The sequence below is a fragment of the Kitasatospora sp. MBT63 genome (assembly GCF_000710465.2).
GTDB lineage: Bacteria > Actinomycetota > Actinomycetes > Streptomycetales > Streptomycetaceae > Kitasatospora.
This window is the reverse complement of the sequence record NZ_JAIZ01000176.1, coordinates 5,352-24,761: the sequence shown is the minus strand read 5'-3', so window position 1 is coordinate 24,761 and position 19,410 is coordinate 5,352. Positions and strand designations below refer to the sequence as shown.

Genomic DNA, 19,410 nt, shown 5'->3' with positions numbered 1-19,410 from the left:
CGGCCCGGTGGCCGCGCTGCCCCTGGAACCGTCCGGGGAGCAGGACGGCCCCCGGACCGCCCGGCACTCGGTCCGGCTGGACCGCGCCGCCACCGCGGCGCTGACCGCCGCCGCCGGGACGCCCGGCCCCGACCCGGCCGACCTGCTGCTCACCGCGTTCCTGGACGCCGTCGCCGACTGGACCGGCGCCACCCGGCACCGGGTCGACCTGGAGGGCCGGGTCCGCGGGCCGGTCACGGGACTGCCGGACCTCGCGCGGACCGTCGGGCCGTTCGACGCCACCCACCCGCTCGACCTCGACCTCGGCGCCTCCCCGCGGATCGCCGACCGGCTGGCGGAGGTCCGGCGGCAGCGGGCGGCGGTGCCCGGGCACGGCCTCGGCCACGGTGTCCTGCGGCACCTGCGCAGCGACACCACCTCCCGTACCCTGCGCGCCGCCCGGCCCGCCCAACTCGCCTTCAGCTGCCCGCCGCTGGACCTGACGGCCGGCCCGCAGGGGCCGCAGCTGCGTCCGGACCCGGCCGCCGCGCCCGATCCGGCGGAGGCGGACACCGGCCGGGCGCTGCGGCTGTCCATCCGGCTCGCCGACGGTGAGCCGGTGGCCGACTGGACCTACCGTGCGGACCTGATCCCGTCGGCCACCGTGCACCGGCTGGCGGCCCACTGGCAGGACGCGGTCCACCGCGCCACCGCGGCGGACGGCGGGGGCGTCGCGGACGGCGGGACCGACGAGGGCGTCGGCCCCGCGCGCACGGCGGCCGTCGCCGCCGGCCCCGACGAGGACGACCCGCTGCTGGTCCTGGCCGAACCCTCGCCCACCGCACCCAAGGTGGTCCTGATCCACCCGGTCGCCGGGCACCTGCGCGGATACACCGCCCTGGTACGGCGGCTCGGCGGCACGGTGTCGCTGTACGGCATGCTGGCACCCGGGCTGGCCGGGGAGTGCGCGCCGCTGGAGAGCGTCCCGGCGATGGCCGAGCGATACGTCTCCGCGCTGCACCGCAACGGCATCACCGGCCCGTACCGGCTGGTCGGCTGGTCCTTCGGCGGCCTGGTGGCCTTCGAGATGGCCTCGCAGCTGACCGCGGCCGGCCACCGGGTCGCGCTGACCGCGACCATCGACTCGGCCGCCCCGGCCACCGCGACGATCACCGACGAACGGGCGATCGGCCTGCTGTTCGCCGAGGAGGCGGCCCGGGCGGTGCCCGGCGGCGCGGCGCGGCCGGTGTCGGAGCAGGACCTGGACGGCCTGGACGGCGAGGGGATCGCGCTGCTGGTCGCCCGGATGCTGGCGCACTCGCGCGGCGAGCAGGGCGAGGACTGGCTGCCCGAGGTCCGCAGCCTCTACCAGGTCTACCGGGCCAACATGCTGGCCGCGGCGGCCTACCGGCCCGCCGTCTACCCGGGCGACCTGCTGTCCGTGGTGTGCCCGCCGGGCGAGGACGAGCCCGACCGGACGGCCGACTGGCCGCGGTTCGCCGCCGGGACGGTCTCCCGGCTCGAGATCCCCGGCGACCACCACAGCGTCGTCGAGGAGCCGGATGTCGCGCGGCTCGCGGACATCCTTGTGACCCGTATCGGTGAGTGAACGAGAGAACCCGAGGTGAGATAGCAGTGTGGGCCGACAGCAGTGACGAGGACGACCGGCAGTACAAGGTCGTCGTCAACCAGGAGGAGCAGTACTCGATCTGGCCGAGCGGGAAGGACAACGCCCCCGGCTGGCGGGACGCCGGCAAGGACGGCAGCAAGCAGGAGTGCCTCGCGCACATCCAGGCGGTCTGGACCGACCTCCGGCCGGCCGGCCTGCGGCGGCACCTGGACGCCCTCGCGGAGGAGTGATCGCGGTCCGGTCCGGGCCAGGTCCGAACCCCGCAGCACCTCCGCGGGGCCGGGACCGGGCCCGGACCGACCGGGCGCACCCCACGGCCGGAGGCCGGTGACGACGGCCCGGGCACGGCCGAGCGGCCGAAGCCCGGCGCGGGCACCGCGCACGCCCCACCCGCGAACGGCCGCACGCACCACGGCCGGAGGCCGCTTGCAGCAGGCCGGACTCAACCCGAGCACCCGTTGTCCACCCCACGGCCGGAGGCCGGGGCGTCGGCGGCCCGGGCACAGCCCAACGGCCGAAGCCCGGCGTGGGCACCGCGCACGCCCCACCCGCGAACGGCCGCACGGAGGCCGGGTGGTGGTGGAGGAGGGCGCCTCAGGCGGGCAGGCCGCCCGCGGTGCGATCCCGGCCGGACCGGAGACGTCGGACCCGGTGTCCGGTGCCCGGCGTTCCTCGCCCCGACGGGCCCGGCCCGCGGGCCGACCGTGTGCCGGCCGCGGGCCGGGCTAGCCGATGCCGGTGCTGCTGGCCCAGGCGGCGACCTCGGCCCGTGAGTGCAGGCCGAGCTTGGTACGGACGTGGTCCACATGGGTGTCGACGGTCCGCGGCGAGATCACGAAGGCGCGGGCGATCTTCACACTGGTCATCCCCTTGGCCACCATCCGGACCACCTCCAGCTCGCGGGGGCTGAGCACCGCGGCGCCGGGCGCCGGACGCCGGCGGACCTCGTCCGCGGCGACGTCGAGCGCCTCCCGCTGGGACATGGCCGTCCCGTGCTCCCAGTGCTCCAGGGCCTGGCGCTCGCCGAGCAGCCGCCAGGCGGCGGCCAGTCCCGGGTCCGGGCGCCATCCGGCGGCGCCGGTGTCCGCACGGCCCGGGGCCCGGGCGGCGGCCTGGGCGCCGGCCAGTTCCAGGGCGCGGGCGTGGCGTCCTTCGGCGGCCCGCAGCCGGGCCCTGGCCCCGATCAGCGCGGCGGCCATCGCGTCGTCGCCGCACCCGGCGACCGCCGCGGTGGCCTCGGCGAGCAGCTGACGGCCGGAAGGGTCACCGGTGCGTCCCTCGGCGGCCAGCGCCCGCCAGGCCAGGGCGAAGGCCGCACCGGCCTCGTCGCCGGCCGCGCGGTAGAGCGCCGAGGCGGCGCACAGCTCGGGCTCCGCCGCCTCGTACCCGCCGTCGCCGCCCGCCAGCAGGTGGCTGACGGCCAGCGCGCAGCGGGCGAGCGCCTCCTCGACGGTGCGGGCGGCGGCGGCGAGTTCCGGGACCAGCCGGTTCAGTTCGGCGCGGGCCCGCTCGTGGTCGCCCTCCAGGACGGCGAGGACGGCCGGGGGCAGCGGGCCGGTCCGGGCGGCCGGGTGCTCCAGCCAGTGGCGGGCGGCCCGCAGGTCAGCGGCGTACCGGTCGGCGGGTGCGGGCGGGCGGGTTCCGAAGGGGCGGGTGGCGGTGTAGCGGGCTGCGCTCTCGTGCCGCAGCCAGTACCGGACCATCACCTCGGCGATCCGGGCGGCCCGGGCCGGGTCGGCGTGGGTCGCGCGGCGCAGGGCGGCGGTGAGGTTCTCGCTCTCCTGGCCGAGCAGGGCGAGCGCGGCGAGGTCGTCGCCGCCGTCGAACGCGGCGGCGATCCGCTCCGCGAGCCAGCCGCACCATTCGGTGTGGGTGGCGGCGGCCTCCTCGTGGCCGCCGGTGCGGTGCAGGTTCTCGACCGCGAGGTGGCGCACCGGTGTGGGCAGCCGGAACCAGTCCTGGGTGCGCGTGACCAGGTGCTTGTCGACCAGTTCGGTCAGCAGGTCAACCGGGGAGCGGGTGGTGCCGGGGCGCCGGGCGCACACCACCTCGACCGCCGCCAGGGTGAAGTCACCTGCGAACACCCCGAGTTGGTCGAGCAGTTCGCGGGCGGGGCCGGACAGCAGTGCGAGGCTGTGGTCGAGGCTGGCGCGCAGGCTGTGCTGGTGCGGGCGGGCGGTGCGGTAGCCGCGGGTGAGCAGGTCCAGGCACTGGTCGAGCCGGTCGGCGATGTCCGCGACCGGGAGCACGGCGGTGAGCGAGGCGGCCAGTTCGATGGCGAGCGGGTTGCCGTCCAGGCCGCGGCAGATCCGTACCACGCAGGCGGCGTTGGCGGCGGTCAGGTGCACGCTGCGGCCCGCGCTGCGGGCGCGGTCCAGGAACAGCCGGACGGCGTCCGAGGCGTGCAGCACCTCGAGGTCGGGCAGCCCTTCGGGGACGGGTGGCAGCGGCAGTCCGGCCACCGGGTGGACCAGTTCCCCGCCGGTGCGCAGGGCTTCGCGGCCGGTGGTCAGCAGGTGCAGGCCGGGGTGTTCGGCGAGCAGGGTGGCCGCCAGCCGGGCGCAGGACTGCACGGCGTGCTCGCATCCGTCGACCACCAGCAGGACCGGCCCGCCCGCGGTGCGGGCACCGGCGATCCGGCGGGCGACCTCCGCGGTGTCCGCCAGTTCCTCGGGGGTGAGCAGGCCGGCGAAGGTGAAGCGGCCCTCGGCGAGGCGCCGGGCCACCCGCAGGGCGATCCGGGACTTCCCGGTGCCGCCGACGCCGACGAGGGTCACCAGGGAGCGTGCGGTCACCGCCTGGCAGATCCGCTCGATGTCCTCGTGGCGGCCGAAGAACTCGTCGAGTTCGCCGGCCGTCCCGGCGGGCAGGCTGGGTGCTGTGGGCATCGTCGGCCTCATCTCTTGCTTGCCGCCCGTACGAAGCGCGGCGGCCCGACCGGGTTCGGGTGTGGGGTGATCGGTGGGCGGGGGGTCGGTGCGCCGCGGCGGCGGGTGACCCCGGGCAGGGCGAGGACCGGCCGGTCGACGGCGGTCGACCGGCCGGTGGTGGGGGCCCGGTGCCCGGGCCGTGGTGGGCGGGCCTGCCCGGCGCTGGTGGCGGGCGGGCCGGCGGGGGTCAGGCGGTGGCCACCTTCTCCTGGGCCGCCTCGACGTGCGGGAGTTCGGCGTGCCGCAGGGCGGGCATCCGCCAGGCGATCAGCAGGGCACCGACGATGCACAGCAGGCCGCCGGAGACGATCGAGACCGCCTCGCCGGCGGCGGCGGCGACCGCTCCGGCCTCCGCGTTGCCGAGGGCGGGGGCGCCGTTGGTCTGGGCCAGCCACAGTCCGCTGAGCCGGCCCCGCATGCCGTCCGGGGTGAGCAGTTGGAGCAGGGTGCCGCGGAGGATCTCCGACACCACGTCGGCGATCCCGGCCACCACCAGCAGGGCGAGGGCCAGCGGCAGTGACCTCGCCAGGCCGAACAGGGCAATGGCCGCGCCCCACACGCAGACCGCCCACAGCACGATCGGTCCGGGCCGGCGGACCTTCCCGGTCCAGCCGCTGGCGGCGGCCCCGATCAGGGCGCCGGCGCCGGGGGCCGCGTAGAGCAGGCCGACCGCGACCGAGCCGCCGTGGAACAGTCCGGTGCCGAGCGAGGGGAAGAGGGCCTTGGGCATGCCGAAGACCATCGCGCTCATGTCGATCATGAGCACCGAGCCGACCGCCTTGTTGTCGCGGACGTAGCGCAGGCCCTCGGCCAGCGCCCGCCAGCCGGGCCGGGACGAGCCCTCGCCCGGCCGCTGGGCGGGGAGGGCGAACAGGGTCAGCACGTAGACCCCGAAGGTGGCGGCGTCGATCCAGAACGCCGCGGCGAGGTCGACCTTGGCGATCAAGAGGCCGGCCAGGGCCGGGCCGACCAGGCCTGCGGTGGTGTTCAGGGTGGAGGTGAGCGCCACCGCGGAGGAGTACAGCGCCGGTCCCACCAGCTCCGGGATCATCGCGGTCCGGGCCGGTGCGCCGAGGCCGGTGAGTCCGCCCTGCACCATGGTGAGCAGGTAGATCAGCCACAGCTGGGGGTGGGCGGCGCCGGCGTTCAGGGCCAGTCCGACCGAGAACAGCGCCAGCGGCACCTGGGTCCACAGCAGGACCTTGCGGCGGTCGGCGCCGTCGGCCAGGGTGCCGCCGTACAGCATGCCGGCGACCATCGGGAAGCCGCCGGCGATGCTGATCAGGCCGACCGCGAGGGCCGAGCCGGTGATCGCGTAGACCTGGACCGCGGTACCGACGGTGGTGATGCTGCTGCCCACCACCGACACCAGGCGGCCGACGAACAGATGGCGGAAGCCCTTGTTCCGCCGCAGCGGCGAGCTGTCCAGGACCAACGATCCAAGCTTCATGCGTACTCCCGACCCGACGGTCTCTCAGTGGTGGCTGCGGCTCAGCTGAACTGCCGGAACATCGCGTCCGGGATGATCGGCTGGTGGTAGGTGCACTCCCCCGACAGGACGGTCGAGCCGTGCAGCCGGGAGAGCGGGATGAGCAGCTTGTCGCCGGCGTTCAGCTCTATCTTGTGGGTGACGTTGTTCCAGAAGTGCATCTGGCCGGACTCGATGACCACCAGCCGGTGCTCGTCGTGCACGTGGGTGGTCGAGGTGACCTCCCAGGACTCCACGAAGGTGTCCAGGTCGATCTCCAGGCCCTGGTCGTCGATGTGCTGCTGGATCCGCTCGGCGGTGCGCTGGTGCTGCTCGATGCTGTCGGCCCAGGTCAGCTGTGCGGCGAGGTCCTCGTCCCACTGGCCGGCGAGCCGGGCGGCGTCGGCGAGGCCGGTCTCGGCCTGCTCGATCACGGTGGGCCCGTAGCGCGCGCACAGCGGCGCGAGCAGGGTGTCCACCAGCTCGCCGAGTTCCTGGCGGGTGACCGTGCGCAGCTCCTCGAAGTACCCGGGGCGGGTCCCGAGGGTGTCCTGGAGGGTCTGCGCGTACGGCTCGCGGGTGGCCGCGGTGTCGAGCAGGTGGAACAGCAGCGCGCCGAGGAAGGCGGCCGGCCGCCGCCGGTCGAGGGCCAGGTGGTGCAGGTGGTTCCCGCGGGCGAAGGAGGAGTTGAGGGACAGCTGCCAGTACGCGGCCGGGGCCGGCCGGAGCTCGGCGGCGGCCAGCAGTGCGGCGTACCGGTCGGCGTCCTGGACCCACCGCTGGTGGTGGGAGAGCAGGGCGGTCCGCAGTCCGGGGTGGGCGAGTGTGACCTCGCCGAGGGCGGCGGTGGCCAGCGCGGCGGCGGCGGCCGGTTCGAAGGCGCCGTACTGCAGCAGCAGGAAGGTCCCGGCCTCCCGCCGTCCCCGGGCGGCGCGGGCGGCGGCGAAGGCCGCACCCGGCTCGGCCGAGCGGCGGTCGTACTGCTCCAGGACGCGGGCGCGCAGGGCGTCCAGGGTGGGGCGGCCCGGCTCCGGGCGCTGCTGTTCCAGGTGGGTGAACAGGTGGCGTTCGAGGACCGGCCGGGCCAGTTGGGCCAGCACCCGGCTGCGGGTGGAGTAGTACGCGTCCCGGTCGCGGGTGACCGCGGGGTCCTCCTGCGGGGGCAGCAGCAGCTGGTCGAGGTCGTAGACGTTGCGCAGCATGCGGTGGCCGAGCAGCCCGCTGAGCTTGAGGGCGTTCTCGGCCCGCATCGGCACGCCGTAGTCGAGCCAGCCGAGGTCGTCCGGGCGGACCGGGCGGCGGAAGGGGTTGTCCTCGCAGGTCAGCTCGCTCCACTCGGCGGCCCGGAAGGCCGGGTTCGCGGCGAAGGCCTTGACGACCGCGTTGGGGTCGTTCGGGTCCGGAAGGTCGACGAGGTCGTGCCAGGAGTCGTTCATGCCGAATCTCTCCACTTTCTCGGTAAATGGCCGCCGAATGGCGCCCCGGTGGCGGAACGTCAGTGCTGGAACGGGCAGGTCTCGAACGCCTCGCCGTCGTCCTCGGCGATGAAGTACTGCCGCCATTCGAAGTTCGAAGGATCGCCGTAGTCACCCATCGCCGGGTGCGGCGCCGCGGTGTCCCATTTCCGCAGGCGGTCGCGGATCCGGCGGCGGGCGACGATTCCGCTGGGGGTGCCGCCCTCGATTCCGTGGAAGACGTTCCGCGGCTGGAACAGCAGGACCAGGTTCGCGCCGAGGCTGCGCGACTGGCGGAGTTCGTGGGTCGGCGCCGCGGCGAAGACGAACATCGGGGTGCCGTGGAAGCTGAACTCCCACGCCGGGTCGTCGGTCTTCTCCGGGAGGTCGGCCGGCCAGGGCTCGGTGTCGGCGTCGTGCAACTGCTGCAGCACCGACCAGAACAGCTCGCCGTAGCCCTGGTGGTCGAGCGGGGTGTCCCCGGCGGCGACGAACGCGGCCAGCACCTTCCGGCGCTCCGGGGTGGGCGCGACGTGGTCGAGGAACGCGGCCAGCGGCGCGGCGAGGTCCTTCGGCCGGGCGGGGTCCACCCGGGTGACGAACAGTTCGCGCTGTTCCAGGGCGCGGCGCCCGAAGTGGCACGGGTACTCCCGGGCCCCGACATTCTCCTTGAATACGGCGAGCGCCTTCGTGAACCACTCGGGTTCATCGGAGAAACCGTCGCCGGAGACCGGGTCGAGTATCCGGACGCCCAGTTCCGCGAGGGTTGCAAGCTCATCGGTGCGGGCAGTAGCGGTGGTCGAATTCATCACGCCCCCAGAGTCTCTACGTGACACCGCGAAACGCACGGAAAGGTGCGTTGCAGGCGGTCGGGAAGAGCAATCGCTCTCCGCACGGATTTCGAACGATACTGCAGGCCCGTTCCGGTGAGAAGCAATCACCATTCGGTCCCGGGCCGGCGGGCGGCCATTGTCCCGCCGGCGGGACGGAAAGGCGGTACGCATCCTTCCGGAAAGGTCAGCGGGCGGCCTTGATCCGGTCGGAGGCGCGTTTGTTGTACGCCATCAGCACGGTCACCACGGCGACCAGGGCGATGTCGATGAGGGCCGCGGACTGCATCGCGCGGGCGTAGCTCGCGCCGGAGGTCCCGCCGGTCATCACGGCCGGTCCCGCGATGGCGTAGAAGACCGCCCCCACGATCGAGACACCTGCCGAACTTCCGAACTGCTGGGCGGTGTTGAGCACGCCCGCACCCACCCCGGCCTGCTGCGGCTTGACCGCGACGAGCGAGGCGCCGATCAGCTGCGGCAGCACGGCGCCGTTGCCCGCGCCCGCCAGCATCAGGGCGATCACGATGCCGGCGACCGGCAGGTCCGCGCCGGAGACCGCGAGTTGGACCACCAGGGCGAGCAGGCCGAGCGCCGTGAGCAGACCGCCGGCGACCACCACCTTCAGGCCGTAGCGCGGCACGATCCGGAACGACACCAGCGCACTGGCGGAGAACATCACCGCGCTGGAGGTGACCACCAGGCCCGCGTGCAGCGGCGAGTAGCCGCGGCCGACCTGGAGGAACTGGGACAGCGCGAACATGAAGCTGGCGAAGTAGGCCAGGAAGGCCGCGCCGGCCACCACACCGGAGGTGTACGAGCGCACCCGCAGCAGCGACAGGTCCAGCACCGGGCTGCCGCCGCGCTCGCGCAGCACCCACTGCCAGCGCAGGGTCAGCGCGCCGACCGGCAGCGAGAGCACCATGCAGATCCAGGTCCAGGCCGGCCAGCCGGAGTTGCCGCCCATGGACAGCGGCACCAGCAGCAGGGCGAGGGCGGCGGCGACGCCGAGGGCGCCGAGCGGGTCGAGCCGCTGGCGGCGCGGCGGGGTCAGCACCGGCAGGTGGCGCAGCGCGAGCGGCACGGTGACGGCCGCGACCAGGACGTTGACCAGGAAGATCACCCGCCAGCCGAGCCCCCACAGGTCGGCGTCGAGCATCAGCGCGCCCAGGATGTTGGCGGACAGCGAGCCGAGGCCGCCGGCCACGCCGAACCAGGCCAGTGCCTTCGGGCGGCGCTCGGGCGGGAAGGTCGCGGTGATGGTGGCGAGCACCTGCGGGACCATCAGCGCGGCGGTGAAGCCCTGCAGCAGGCGGGCGGCGACCAGCTGCCAGGGCTCCTGGGCGATCCCGCACAGCAGCGAGGCGGCGGCGAAGGCCACCATGCCCGCCAGGTAGAGCCGCCGGTAGCCGTAGAGGTCACCGAGCCGGCCGCCGGTGATCAGGCCGCTGGCGTAGGCGAAGGCGTAGCCGCCGACGATCAGTTCCAGCATGACGGGCCCGGCGTGCAGGTCCCGGGAGACGGCCGGCGCCGCCACGTTCACCACGAAGAAGTCGAACTGGGCCATGAACAGGGCCACCAGTAAGACGGCCAGCATCGGCCCCGAGCCGGCCGCCGCGACGGACGCCTGGGCCCCTGCGGCCGGCGCCGCGGCCGGACGGGCCGCGTTCGTGCTGCTCATCAGTCACACCCTCTGTTCCTAATCGTGGACACGAGATGTATTGAATATATTGCGGACACTAGTCATCCACAACAGGGCTGTCTAGACTCGGCCCCGTGAAGATGTCGCAAGGAGTCGAGTGGGGCCTGCACTGCGCCACCCTGCTGGCCCAGGTCCCGGACGGCGCACTGGTGCGGCGGGAGAAGCTCGCCCAGCACTACGGGCTGCCCGAGCCGTACCTCGCCAAGCACCTGCAGGCCCTGGTCCGCGCCGACGTGCTGCGCGCGGTGTCCGGCCCGCGCGGCGGCTACGGACTGGCCCGCGCCCCCGAGCTGATCAACGCGCTCGACGTGGTCGAGGCCATCGAGGGCTCGGCGCCCGCGTTCACCTGCAAGGAGATCCGGCAGGCCGGGACCGGCGCGCTCAGCCCCGAACAGTGCCTGCGGCCCTGCGTGATCAACTCGGTGATGACCCAGGCCGACAACGCCTGGCGCTCCTCCCTGCGCTCCGTCACCATCGCCGACCTCACCCACCGGCTGCCGAAGTGGGTCAGGAAGCACAACGTCGACGTGCTGACCGAGGGCGCGTAGCCACAGCCCGGCCGGGATCCCGGCCCACCGGCCGCGTCGGACGCCGCCCGGACACCGTCCGCCGCCGACGCGCGCCCCACCCATGCCCGAAAGGACCTCGACGACCATGCGGATCCCCCCGTGCTAGCCCGCCGCGGCCACGCCGTCGTCATCGGCGCCGGCCCCGCCGGACTGCTGGCGGCCGGGGTGCTGGCCGACTCCTTCGGCTGGGTCACCGTGCTGGAACAGGACCGCGTCCCGGCCGGCCCGACCGGTGTCCGCACCCTGCCCGGAGCACCGCACACCCTGGACCCCGGCTGCCGGGAGGCCCTCGACCGTCTCCTGCCCGGCCTCGTCGAGACCCTCCAGCAGGGCGGCGCCCCGGTCGGCGACATCCTCGGGAACTGCCGCTGGTACCTCGGCGGACGGCGGCTGGAGCCGCGACCTGGCGGACGGCTCGCCCTGACGGTCGGCCCGCAGGCCCTCGACCGCGCACTGCGCCGGCGGCTGCGCGACCTGCCCGGCGTGGGCATCGTCGACAGCTCCACCGTCACCGGACTGCTCACCACCGCCGACCGCCGGCAGGTCACCGGGGTCCGGGTACTCCCCCACGAGGAACGCGAACAGACCGTGGAGGCCGACCTCGTGGTCGACGCCTCCGGCACCGCCGCCCGCAGCCCAGGCTGGCTGTCCGGCCTCGGACTGCCCCAGCCCCGGCCCGTCCGCCCGCCCTGGGGCATCAGCACGGTGAGCCGGCGCTACGGCCTGGCGGCCGCTCCTCCCGGCGCGGAACTCGCCCTGGTGGTGGCACCGACCGGACAGGTCCCCCGCACCGGCACGCTGGCCCGCGAGGAGAACGGCCGCTGGACCCTCACACTCGGCAGCCTGGCCGGCGACCTGCCGCACGGCCCCGACCACGACGCACTGCTGCGCTTCGCCCGCACCCTCGCCGCACCCGACATCTACGAGGCGCTGCGCGGCGCCCGCCCGCTGGCGGACGCCGCCCCGGTCGCCGTCGCGGCGGGCCTGCGCTGGCACCACCGCGGCCTGCACCGCCTCCCGCCGGGACTGCTGCTCCTGCCCCGGGCCGCCGCCCCGCACGGCCCCGGGTACGACCCGGTCAACTCCCGGACGGTGGGCCAGGCCGTCCTGACCGCCCTGGCGCTGCGCCGCTGCCTGGCGGAGCAGGGCACCCGCGCCCTGGCGCAGCGGTTCCGGCGCGAGCTCCGCCGGGCGACCGGCGGCGCGCCGGGCGGATCGGCCGGCTACATCCCGCAGGTCACCGCGGCGCTGCGGCAGCTGCCGCCGGCCACCCGCCTGCGCCACCGGGCGCTGGACCTGGCCCAGCCCGCGGCGGGCTCGGGCGCCGAGGCCGCGCTGCGGTTCCTGTCCAGGTCGGGGCTGTTCCAGGCGGGGGCGGCACCGGCCGCCCCCGCCGCCCCCGGGGAACGCCGAAGGACCGGGCCTCGCGACGCATCCGGTGCGGTCGCGGGGCCCGGTCCCGGGCCGGTCGGGTCAGGACGCCAGCGGGGCGGGGATCCTCCCGGCGGCCGGCACCTGCTCCTCGGTGACCCGGCCCGCCAGCCGCGACCAGTCCCGGGCCGCCTCGCCGAGCAGGCCCAGCTCCGCGTGGCCGAGCGCCTGGGCCGCGTCGCAGCGCGCCGACTCCGGCGAGGAGTGGACATCCACGATCACGCCGTCGGCGCCGACCGCGGCCGCGGCCCGCACCAGCGGCACCACCAGCTCCCGCCGGCCGCCGGCGTGCGACGGGTCGACGATCACCGGCAGGTGCGAGCGCTGCTGGGCGACCACCACGGCCGAGATGTCCAGGGTGTTGCGGGTGGAGTTCTCGAAGGTGCGGATGCCGCGCTCGCACAGCACCACCGAGAGGTTGCCGCGGTGGGCGATGTACTCGGCGGCGAGCAGCCACTCCTCCACCGTCGCGCCCATCCCCCGCTTGAGCAGGATCGGCCGGCCCGTCTCGGCCGCGGCCTCCAGCAGCGCGAAGTTCTGCATGTTCCGGGTGCCGATCTGCAGCATGTCCGCGTACGAGGCGACCAGTTCGACGTCGCGCTGGTCCAGCAGCTCGGTCACCACCGGCAGCCCGGTCTCGGCCCGGACGTCGGCGAGGATCCGCAGCCCCTCCTCCCCCAGGCCCCGGAAGTCGTACGGTGAACTGCGCGGCTTGAAGGCGCCGCCGCGCAGCAGCACCGCGCCGGCCGACCGGGCCATCAGGGCCGACTTGAGCGTCTGGTCGTGGGTCTCGACCGCGCACGGGCCGCCGATCAGGGTGAAGGTCCGCGGGCCGATGGTGACCGGTCCGACCTTCACCTCCGAACGTTCGGCGTAGCTGGGGCGGGCCACCAGCGGGTACGGTGCCTGGACGTCGGCGACGTCCTGCACACCGGGCAGCCCCGACAGGTCCGGCAGCGCGCCGCCGAACAGGGCGATCAGGGTCCGGTCGTCCCCCCGGCTGACGATGGTGCCGGCGCCGGTGCGCGCTGCCGCGGCGACGGCCTGGTCGGTGTCCGCGGCCGAAGCGCCCGCGGCCATCGTGATGACGAACATGTGGGTGTCCCCTCTGAGGTGTCAGCGATCGATCAGGACCGGCCCGCCGCCGCCACCGTGGCGGACGGGCACGAGCAGCCGGTGCACGGCGTCGCCCAGGATCCGTACGCCGTCGCGGGTGAGCACCGATTCGGCGTGGAACTGCAGTGACTGGAAGCCCGGCCCGCGCAGCGCGTACACCTCGCCGGTGCGGGGGTCGCGGGCGACGTCGACCTCGCCCGGCCGGTACGGGCACGGCAGCCGGTCGGCGTCGCTGAGCGCGACGAAGGTGTTGTAGAAGCCGACCCGCTCGGGCCGGCCGAACAGGTCGATCCGCCGGCGCATCCCCTGGCTGGGCCGGTCGCGGCGGACCACCCGCAGCCCGAGCAGGCCGCTCAGCAGCTGGTGGCTGAGGCAGACCGCGAGCAGCGGGGTGCCGTCCGCGAGCAGCGCCGCGAGGGCGGCGTGCACGGTGGCGACCTTGGGGTCCGCCAGCTCCCGCGGGTCGCCCGGGCCGGGGCCGGAGACCACCAGGTCGAAGCCGTCGGCGGTGAGGTCACCGGTGTGGGGGCGGACGGTGACGGCCAGTCCGAGCGAGGCCAGCTGGTGGCGCAGCATCGCGGTGAAGGTGTCGTCCGCGTCCACCACCAGCACCCGGCGGCCCGCCAGTTCCGGCGCGGCGGGCGGCGGGCGGTGGTCGTGGAACCAGAACCGTGCCAGGTCGGCGTTGCGGTCGGCCAGGGCGGCCGCCACCTCGGGGTGGTCGGCGGCGGAGGGGACGTCGGCGGCGGAGGGGGCCCCGGTGCTGCCCGCCGGGCCGGGCGCGGCGGGGCCGGGGTCCGCGGCGGATCCGCCGAAGGCGGCGAGCAGTCCGGCGGCCTTGGCCCTGGTCTCGGCGGCCTCGGCGGCCGGGTCGGAGTCCCGGACCAGGGTGGCGCCCACGTCGATGCGCAGCCGCCCGGCCGGGCCGAGTTCGGCGGTCCGGATCATGATCGCCGAGTCCAGCAGGTGCCGGCCCCGCGGGTCGCGGCCGATCAGCGCCGCGACGCCCGCGTAGTGGCCGCGCCCGGTGGACTCGTACCGGCGGATCACCCGGAAGGCGTTGGCCAGCGGGCTGCCCACCACCGTGGGCGCGAGGAGGGTCCGGCGCAGGATCTCCACCGGTTCGAGCGAGCTGCGGCCGCTGATGAAGTACTCGGTGTGTGCGAGCCGGGACATCTGACGCAGCGCCGGCCCGTGCACCCGGCCGCCGTCCTCGCAGACCTGCGCCATCATCTTGAGCTCCTCGTCGAGCACCATGTAGAGCTCCTCGGTCTCCTTGGTGTCGGCGAGGAAGCCGACCAGACCGGGGATCTCCAGCCCGGACGACGGGTACCGGTAGGTGCCGCTGATCGGGTTCATGGTGGCGACGCCGCCGTCGAGGGTGACGTGCCGCTCGGGGGTGGCGCCGACGAAGGTGCGGGTGCCGGTGTGGACCAGGAAGGTCCAGTACGCGCCCTGCTCCCGCGCCAGCAGGCGGCGGAAGGCGCTCAGTGCGGCCGCCGGGGTGTGGTCGGCCAGGGTGCCGGTGACCGAGCGCCGGATGACGAAGTTGCAGCCCTCGCCGGTGCCGATCTCGTCGGTGAGCACCCGGCCGACGATGTCGGCGTACGCCGCGTCGTCCGGTTCGAAGCGCTGCCCGTGCAGGTGCAGCGGGCGGTCGGGCAGGACGGCGAGCGCCTCGGCGAGCGGGACCGCGCGGCGCTCGGCGACCGCCATCGCCAGCAGCGGCGCGCCGTCGTCGGCGCAGTCGAAGCCCTGCTCGGCGGCGGCCCGGAACGGGACCAGCAGCAGGGTCTCGCCGCTCTCCCCGGGCCCGGCCGCGAGCTCGGCCAGCGCCTGCAGTTCGCGCACCGGGCCGGTGAGCAGTTCGACCACGCCCGGCGCGGTCTCGGGCCGGTGCAGCAGCGCGAACGGGGCCCGGCCCGGCCCGGCCAGCCCGTCCAGCACGGAGCCGGCCGCATCGGCCGGCTTCACCGGGCCACCGCCGCCGCGCCGAGCTGCTCCAGCACGCCGCGGGTGGAGGCGACCCGGGCGCAGCGTTCGGCCGCGTAGTCCAGGGCCAGCCGGTGGTAGCGGGCGTCGAAGTCGGCGGTCGCGTCCGCGACCAGGAACGGCTCGATGTCGTGGCTGAACGCGTCGCAGGCGGTCATCAGGCAGCCGACGTGGGCGTAGACACCGCAGATGACCAGCTGGTCGCGGCCGGCCCGCCGCATGTCCGCCAGCAGGGAGGTGCGGTGGAAGGCGCTGTAGCGCCACTTGGTCAGCACCAGGTCGGACCCGGCCGGTTCGAGCGGGGGGACGATGGCCCGCTGCTCGGGGGTGGCGTCCATCCCGGAGCCCCAGACGTCCTTCAGCAGGCCGCGGTCCCGGTCGCTCATGTCACCGGGCTGCGCGGTGTACGCGACCGGGACGCCGAGGCGCCGACAGGCGGCGAGCAGGGCGGCGATGTTGGACACCAGCTCCGCGGCGGGCGAGGCGTCGGCGGTGAACGGCCGCAGGAAGTACTGCTGCATGTCGTGGACCAGGAGCATCGCCCTGGCCGGGTCGGGCCGCCAGCCGGCCGGGCCGGCCGGCAGCTCGTCCTCGCGGGGCATCGGGTAGGGGTCGATGTGGGGAATGCCCATCTGCATCACTTTCCGCTGGGGTCCTGCCCGGGTCACGGGGTCCGTGCTCAGGCGCCGAGGGATGCGCCGCCGTCGACGCAGAGCTCGTGCATGGTGATGTGGCCGGCCCGGTCGGACAGCAGGAAGGCCACCGCCTCGGCCACGTCGGAGGGCTGCGCCAGCTTGCCGAGCGGGATACCGACCTTGAACCGGTCCGGGTCGCCCGCGACGGTGCTCCGGGCGTCCCCGCCGCCGGACCACATCCCGCGCAGCATCGGCGTGTCGGTGGAGCCGGGGTTGACCACGTTGCAGCGGATCCCGTACGGCGCCAGCTCGACCGCGAGCGACTTGGTGAAGGCGGCCGACGCCGCCTTGGACGCGGCGTAGCCGGTCATCAGGGCGCGGGGCACCCGGGCGGCGTTGGAGGCCACCGTGACGATCGCGCCGCGTCGGCGCGGCACCATCCGGCGGGCCACCGCCCGGCTGCAGTGGAAGACACCGTCGGTGTTGACGGCGAACATCGCGCGCCAGTCCTCGTCGGTGAGGTCCAGCGCGGGGCCGGTGCGCAGCACCCCGGCGACGTTCACCAGCAGGTCGAGGGGTCCGGCCTCCCGCTCGGCGGCCTCGACGATCCGCTCGACCTCGGCGGCGTCGGCCACGTCGGCGGGCAGGGCGAGGCCACCCGCCCCGGCCGCGGACAGCTCGTCGGCGAGCCGGTGGACGGCGTCGGCGTCCCGGTCGACTGCGACCACGGTGGCGCCCGCCTCGGCCAGCAGACGGGCGACGGCCCGCCCGATGCCCCGGCCGGCGCCGGTGACCAGCGCCGTCCTGCCGTCGAATTCCTTCTCGTTCACTGGTTCTCCCCCATGGAGGTGTCGGCCGGCCCCGGCCCGCGCGGGCCGGGGCCGGCCGGGTCGGGTTCAGCAGGTGAGGACCGCGGCGTCCCAGTCCTCGTCGGCGGCGAACAGCCTGCGCGGCTTCATCGCGTCGAGCCGGTTGGAGAGCAGCTCCAGCGGCACCAGGGTCCCGACCGGAACGGTCTCGACCCGGACCGGCACCCCGAGCGCCTCCGGTGCGTGGGCGGCCAGCGCGGCCCGGGCGTCGGCGGCGAACGGCGGCGCGGCCTCGATCTGCACGGTGAGGGCGTCCGCCCCGGCGCGGGCCCGCCAGAACATCACCCCGTACTCGGCGGGGAGCCCGAACACCGCGTCCTCGACCTGGCGCGACGTCACCGAGCCGCCGGCCACCGGGATGTCGCTCCCGGCCCGGCCGAGCACCCGGATCGTCGGCAGGTACCAGCCGCAGGGGCAGTCCTGCGAACGCAGCTCGACCAGGTCCTCCAGGTCGTAGCGCAGCAGCGGCATCGCCTCCCGGAACAGCGGGGTGAGCACCAGCTGTCCGACGCCCTCGGCGGAGATCTCGCCGGTGGCCGGGTCGCGGACCTCGGCCAGCACCCGGTCCGCCCACAGGTGCATCCGCCCCTGCGGGCAGGTGCCGGCCAGCGAGCCGATCTCGGTGCAGCCGTACTCCTCGACCACCGGCACGCCCCAGATCGCGGCGATCCGCTCCCGCCGGACCGGCCCGAGCGGCTCGCCGCCGACGTACAGCGCGCGCAGCGCCGGGAAGTCCTCGGCGGGCCGGTAGCCCGCGAGCTGCGCGCCGGCCGCCCACACCAGGGTGTCGCTCGGTGTGGACCAGGTGAGGCTGACGTCCAGGTCGTGCAGGGCGCGGACGATCCGCGAGTACGGGGCGGCCAGCGAGCGGCAGTCCCCGGCGACCACGGTGGCGCCGGTGGCCAGTGCGGCCTGGTGGGCCAGGTGGCCGGCCAGCACCAGGGCGTACGGGATCCGCACCAGCAGGGTGTCGTCGGCCGTCATGGGGACCGACTTGCGGGCGAAGCGGTCGGTGAGGTCCGTCCACTCGGCCGCGGTGTAGTACGAGGGGGTGGGAACGCCGCTGCTGCCACTGGACTCGTGATAGGTGGCGAGCTCCCGGCGCTCCACGGCGAGCATCCCGAACGGGTAGCCGGCGCGCAGGTCGTCCTTGCGGGTGACCCCGAGGTCGGCCAGGGCGGAGGGCTGACGGCCCGCGAGGCGCTCCCGGTAGAACGGGGAGCGCATGGCCCGCTCCAGGACGGTGTCGAGTTGCTTGGACTGGATCCGGCCGAGCTCCTCGAAGCTGGTCCAGTCGCCGATCTGCGGCAGTGGGGCGGGCATCGCCGGCCTCCTCCTTCGTTCGGGTCGGGCGCGCGCGTTCGGCGCGCCGTTCAGCTCGCCGGGTGCGGCGCGCTCGCGGGGGCCGCCGCTGCGAAGGCGCGGCCCGGCAGGGCCGGCAGGCCGGCCAGGTCGGCGTACCGCTCCCGCAGCACGCGCTTGAGCACCTTGCCGGTCGCGCCGACCGGCAGGTCCTGCTCGGCGGCGCACTCCAGCAGGGCGAGTTCCGGCTGGCCCGCCGCGCGCAGGGCCTTGCCGGCCCGGGCCAGCAGGCCGTCCGCGGTGTGAATCGCGTCGACCACCCGGTCGACGTGGAAGAAGTCGCCCTCGGCGTCCCGCCGGACCAGGTCCCCGGACAGGAACCAGGTGCCGATCCGGCTGCGGTAGGTGGTGTCGGAGTCGTTCCAGTAGCCGGGCGTCACCGCGGGGCTGTCCACGCCGAGCATGCCGACCTCGTCCGGCCCGGCCTCGCTGCCGTCCGGGCGCAGCACCGCGACCCGGGCGGGCGGTACCACCCGGCCGAGGTGGCGCGGGCGTGGCGGCGAGTCCGGGGTGAAGACCCGGCCCAGGGCGTTCCAGCCGAGTTCGGAGGAGCCCAGGCCGTCGCCGAAGAACGAGCCGGGGCGCCGTTCGCCGTCCGCGAGGTGGTACCCGAGCCGCATCAGGGTGCGCACGTGCCGGTCGTGCGCGGCGTCACCCATGTTGATCCAGTAGCGCACCGAGGCGAAGTCCTCCTCGCGCAGTTCCGTGGTGGCCAGCGCCGCGTGGGTCTGGTTGAACGCCAGCACCAGGGTGGGCCGGTAGCGGGCGACCGCCGCCGCCACCTCGGGGCCGCCGGGCCGGGACAGCGCGATCAGCGGGACCCCGGCGAGCAGGCAGTAGAGGGTGAACGCGGTCGCCCCGGCGTGCGACTGCGGTGCGGCGGACAGGATCCGCACGTCCGGCGCCTCGGCCCGCTCGGCGAGCCGGGCCCGCAGGCCGGCCACGCTCTGGGCGTGGGTGTGGACGACCGGCTTGGGGTCGCCGGTGGTGCCCGAGGAGTGGCAGATCAGCACCGGGTCGTCGGGGGCGTGCCGGTAGCAGGCCGCGTCCGGGAGCGGTCGGTGCGTCAGTCCGGTGGCGTCCTCGGCGGTGCGGGTCCAGGCGACGCCGGCCCCGGCCTGCCGCCCGGCCAGCTCCGCCAGGTGGGCGCGGTCGGTGTACAGGCCGACCGGGGCGGTGCGGCGGATCAGGCCCAGCGCGGTGTCGACCGGCATCCGGCCGTTGACCAGGACGGCGATGGCGCCGATCCGGGACAGCGCGGCCAGGTGCAGCTGGTCCTCGAACGAGTCGTCCAGGTACACCGCGACCCGGTCGCGTGGCCGGACCCCGAGGTCGAGGTACCAGCCGGACCACGCCTGGGCGAGGTCGTCCAGTTCGGCGATGCTGAACTCGGCCTGCAGGCGGCCGTCCAGGCCGGTCAGCGGCCGGTCGGCGAGCAGCACCTTG

At 75.3% G+C, this 19,410-nt stretch carries 15 protein-coding genes; 3 read left to right on the top strand and 12 right to left on the bottom strand.

Annotated features, from left to right (window positions below; translation table 11 throughout):
- Both AA75_RS12340 and AA75_RS12335 read left to right on the top strand, forming a co-directional pair.
- A partial coding sequence (locus AA75_RS12340) for a thioesterase domain-containing protein (protein WP_199520313.1) occupies positions 1-1,588 on the top strand: 1,588 nt, incomplete at its 5' end.
- Between the two features lie 26 nt (positions 1,589-1,614).
- Positions 1,615-1,839 carry an MbtH family NRPS accessory protein gene (locus AA75_RS12335; protein WP_199520312.1) on the top strand — a complete coding sequence of 75 codons (225 nt, stop codon included), beginning with the start codon at positions 1,615-1,617 and terminating at the stop codon, positions 1,837-1,839.
- A 495-nt stretch (positions 1,840-2,334) separates the two neighbouring features.
- Here AA75_RS12335 and AA75_RS12330 read toward each other — a convergent pair whose 3' ends face one another.
- The 5 genes from AA75_RS12330 to AA75_RS12310 all read right to left on the bottom strand — a co-directional run bounded on the left by AA75_RS12330 (position 2,335) and on the right by AA75_RS12310 (position 9,969).
- On the bottom strand, positions 2,335-4,497 hold the full coding sequence (locus tag AA75_RS12330; RefSeq protein ID WP_033819968.1) for a LuxR C-terminal-related transcriptional regulator: 2,163 nt from the start codon (positions 4,495-4,497) through the stop codon (positions 2,335-2,337).
- A 229-nt stretch (positions 4,498-4,726) separates the two neighbouring features.
- On the bottom strand, positions 4,727-5,989 hold the full coding sequence (locus AA75_RS12325) for an MFS transporter (RefSeq protein ID WP_051812184.1): 1,263 nt from the start codon (positions 5,987-5,989) through the stop codon (positions 4,727-4,729).
- Between the two features lie 41 nt (positions 5,990-6,030).
- Positions 6,031-7,443, bottom strand: a complete 1,413-nt coding sequence (locus AA75_RS12320) for a hypothetical protein (protein ID WP_051812182.1) — start codon at positions 7,441-7,443, stop codon at positions 6,031-6,033.
- A gap of 59 nt (positions 7,444-7,502) precedes the next feature.
- Positions 7,503-8,270, bottom strand: coding sequence for a YqcI/YcgG family protein (locus tag AA75_RS12315; RefSeq protein WP_051812181.1), 768 nt, complete (start codon positions 8,268-8,270; stop codon positions 7,503-7,505).
- Positions 8,271-8,478: 208 nt separating this feature from the next.
- Positions 8,479-9,969 (bottom strand): MFS transporter, encoded by a 1,491-nt coding sequence (locus AA75_RS12310; protein ID WP_233289002.1) that lies wholly within the window; start codon positions 9,967-9,969, stop codon positions 8,479-8,481.
- A gap of 101 nt (positions 9,970-10,070) precedes the next feature.
- On the opposite strand from AA75_RS12310, the gene AA75_RS12305 reads away from it, so the two are divergent.
- Positions 10,071-10,538, top strand: coding sequence for an Rrf2 family transcriptional regulator (locus tag AA75_RS12305; RefSeq protein WP_149038093.1), 468 nt, complete (start codon positions 10,071-10,073; stop codon positions 10,536-10,538).
- A 123-nt stretch (positions 10,539-10,661) separates the two neighbouring features.
- Here the strand turns inward: AA75_RS12305 and AA75_RS47335 are convergent, their stop codons facing one another.
- The 7 genes from AA75_RS47335 to AA75_RS12270 all read right to left on the bottom strand — a co-directional run.
- Positions 10,662-11,129, bottom strand: a complete 468-nt coding sequence (locus tag AA75_RS47335) for a hypothetical protein (RefSeq protein ID WP_149038092.1) — start codon at positions 11,127-11,129, stop codon at positions 10,662-10,664.
- 903 nt (positions 11,130-12,032) lie between these two features.
- A complete protein-coding gene (gene aroF, locus AA75_RS12295; RefSeq protein ID WP_033819965.1) occupies positions 12,033-13,085 on the bottom strand; it encodes a 3-deoxy-7-phosphoheptulonate synthase in 1,053 nt (350 codons plus the stop codon).
- A gap of 21 nt (positions 13,086-13,106) precedes the next feature.
- Positions 13,107-15,080 carry an anthranilate synthase family protein gene (locus AA75_RS12290; RefSeq protein WP_304441490.1) on the bottom strand — a complete coding sequence of 658 codons (1,974 nt, stop codon included), beginning with the start codon at positions 15,078-15,080 and terminating at the stop codon, positions 13,107-13,109.
- Positions 15,077-15,730: an isochorismatase family protein gene (locus tag AA75_RS12285; protein WP_033819974.1), complete on the bottom strand. Its 654-nt coding sequence runs from the start codon at positions 15,728-15,730 to the stop codon at positions 15,077-15,079. The genes AA75_RS12290 and AA75_RS12285 overlap by 4 nt, the downstream gene beginning before the upstream one ends.
- A 47-nt stretch (positions 15,731-15,777) precedes the next feature.
- Positions 15,778-16,563 carry a 2,3-dihydro-2,3-dihydroxybenzoate dehydrogenase gene (locus AA75_RS12280; RefSeq protein WP_033819964.1) on the bottom strand — a complete coding sequence of 262 codons (786 nt, stop codon included), beginning with the start codon at positions 16,561-16,563 and terminating at the stop codon, positions 15,778-15,780.
- Between the two features lie 66 nt (positions 16,564-16,629).
- Positions 16,630-17,925: an AMP-binding protein gene (locus tag AA75_RS12275; protein ID WP_033819963.1), complete on the bottom strand. Its 1,296-nt coding sequence runs from the start codon at positions 17,923-17,925 to the stop codon at positions 16,630-16,632.
- Between the two features lie 50 nt (positions 17,926-17,975).
- Positions 17,976-19,410 (bottom strand): class I adenylate-forming enzyme family protein (locus tag AA75_RS12270; protein ID WP_233289001.1); only part of this gene is annotated, 1,435 nt, incomplete at its 5' end.

Bases quoted from the DNA above. Each gene is read 5' to 3' on its own strand.
- AA75_RS12325 (WP_051812184.1), bottom strand. From the start codon at position 5,989: ATGAAGCTTGGATCGTTGGTCCTGGACAGCTCGCCGCTGCGGCGGAAC.
- AA75_RS12310 (WP_233289002.1), bottom strand. From the start codon at position 9,969: ATGAGCAGCACGAACGCGGCCCGTCCGGCCGCGGCGCCGGCCGCAGGG.
- AA75_RS12305 (WP_149038093.1), top strand. From the start codon at position 10,071: ATGTCGCAAGGAGTCGAGTGGGGCCTGCACTGCGCCACCCTGCTGGCC.
- AA75_RS12315 (WP_051812181.1), bottom strand. From the start codon at position 8,270: ATGAATTCGACCACCGCTACTGCCCGCACCGATGAGCTTGCAACCCTC.
- AA75_RS12320 (WP_051812182.1), bottom strand. From the start codon at position 7,443: ATGAACGACTCCTGGCACGACCTCGTCGACCTTCCGGACCCGAACGAC.
- aroF (WP_033819965.1), bottom strand. From the start codon at position 13,085: ATGTTCGTCATCACGATGGCCGCGGGCGCTTCGGCCGCGGACACCGAC.
- AA75_RS12285 (WP_033819974.1), bottom strand. From the start codon at position 15,730: ATGGGCATTCCCCACATCGACCCCTACCCGATGCCCCGCGAGGACGAG.
- AA75_RS12330 (WP_033819968.1), bottom strand. From the start codon at position 4,497: ATGCCCACAGCACCCAGCCTGCCCGCCGGGACGGCCGGCGAACTCGAC.
- AA75_RS12275 (WP_033819963.1), bottom strand. From the start codon at position 17,925: ATGCCCGCCCCACTGCCGCAGATCGGCGACTGGACCAGCTTCGAGGAG.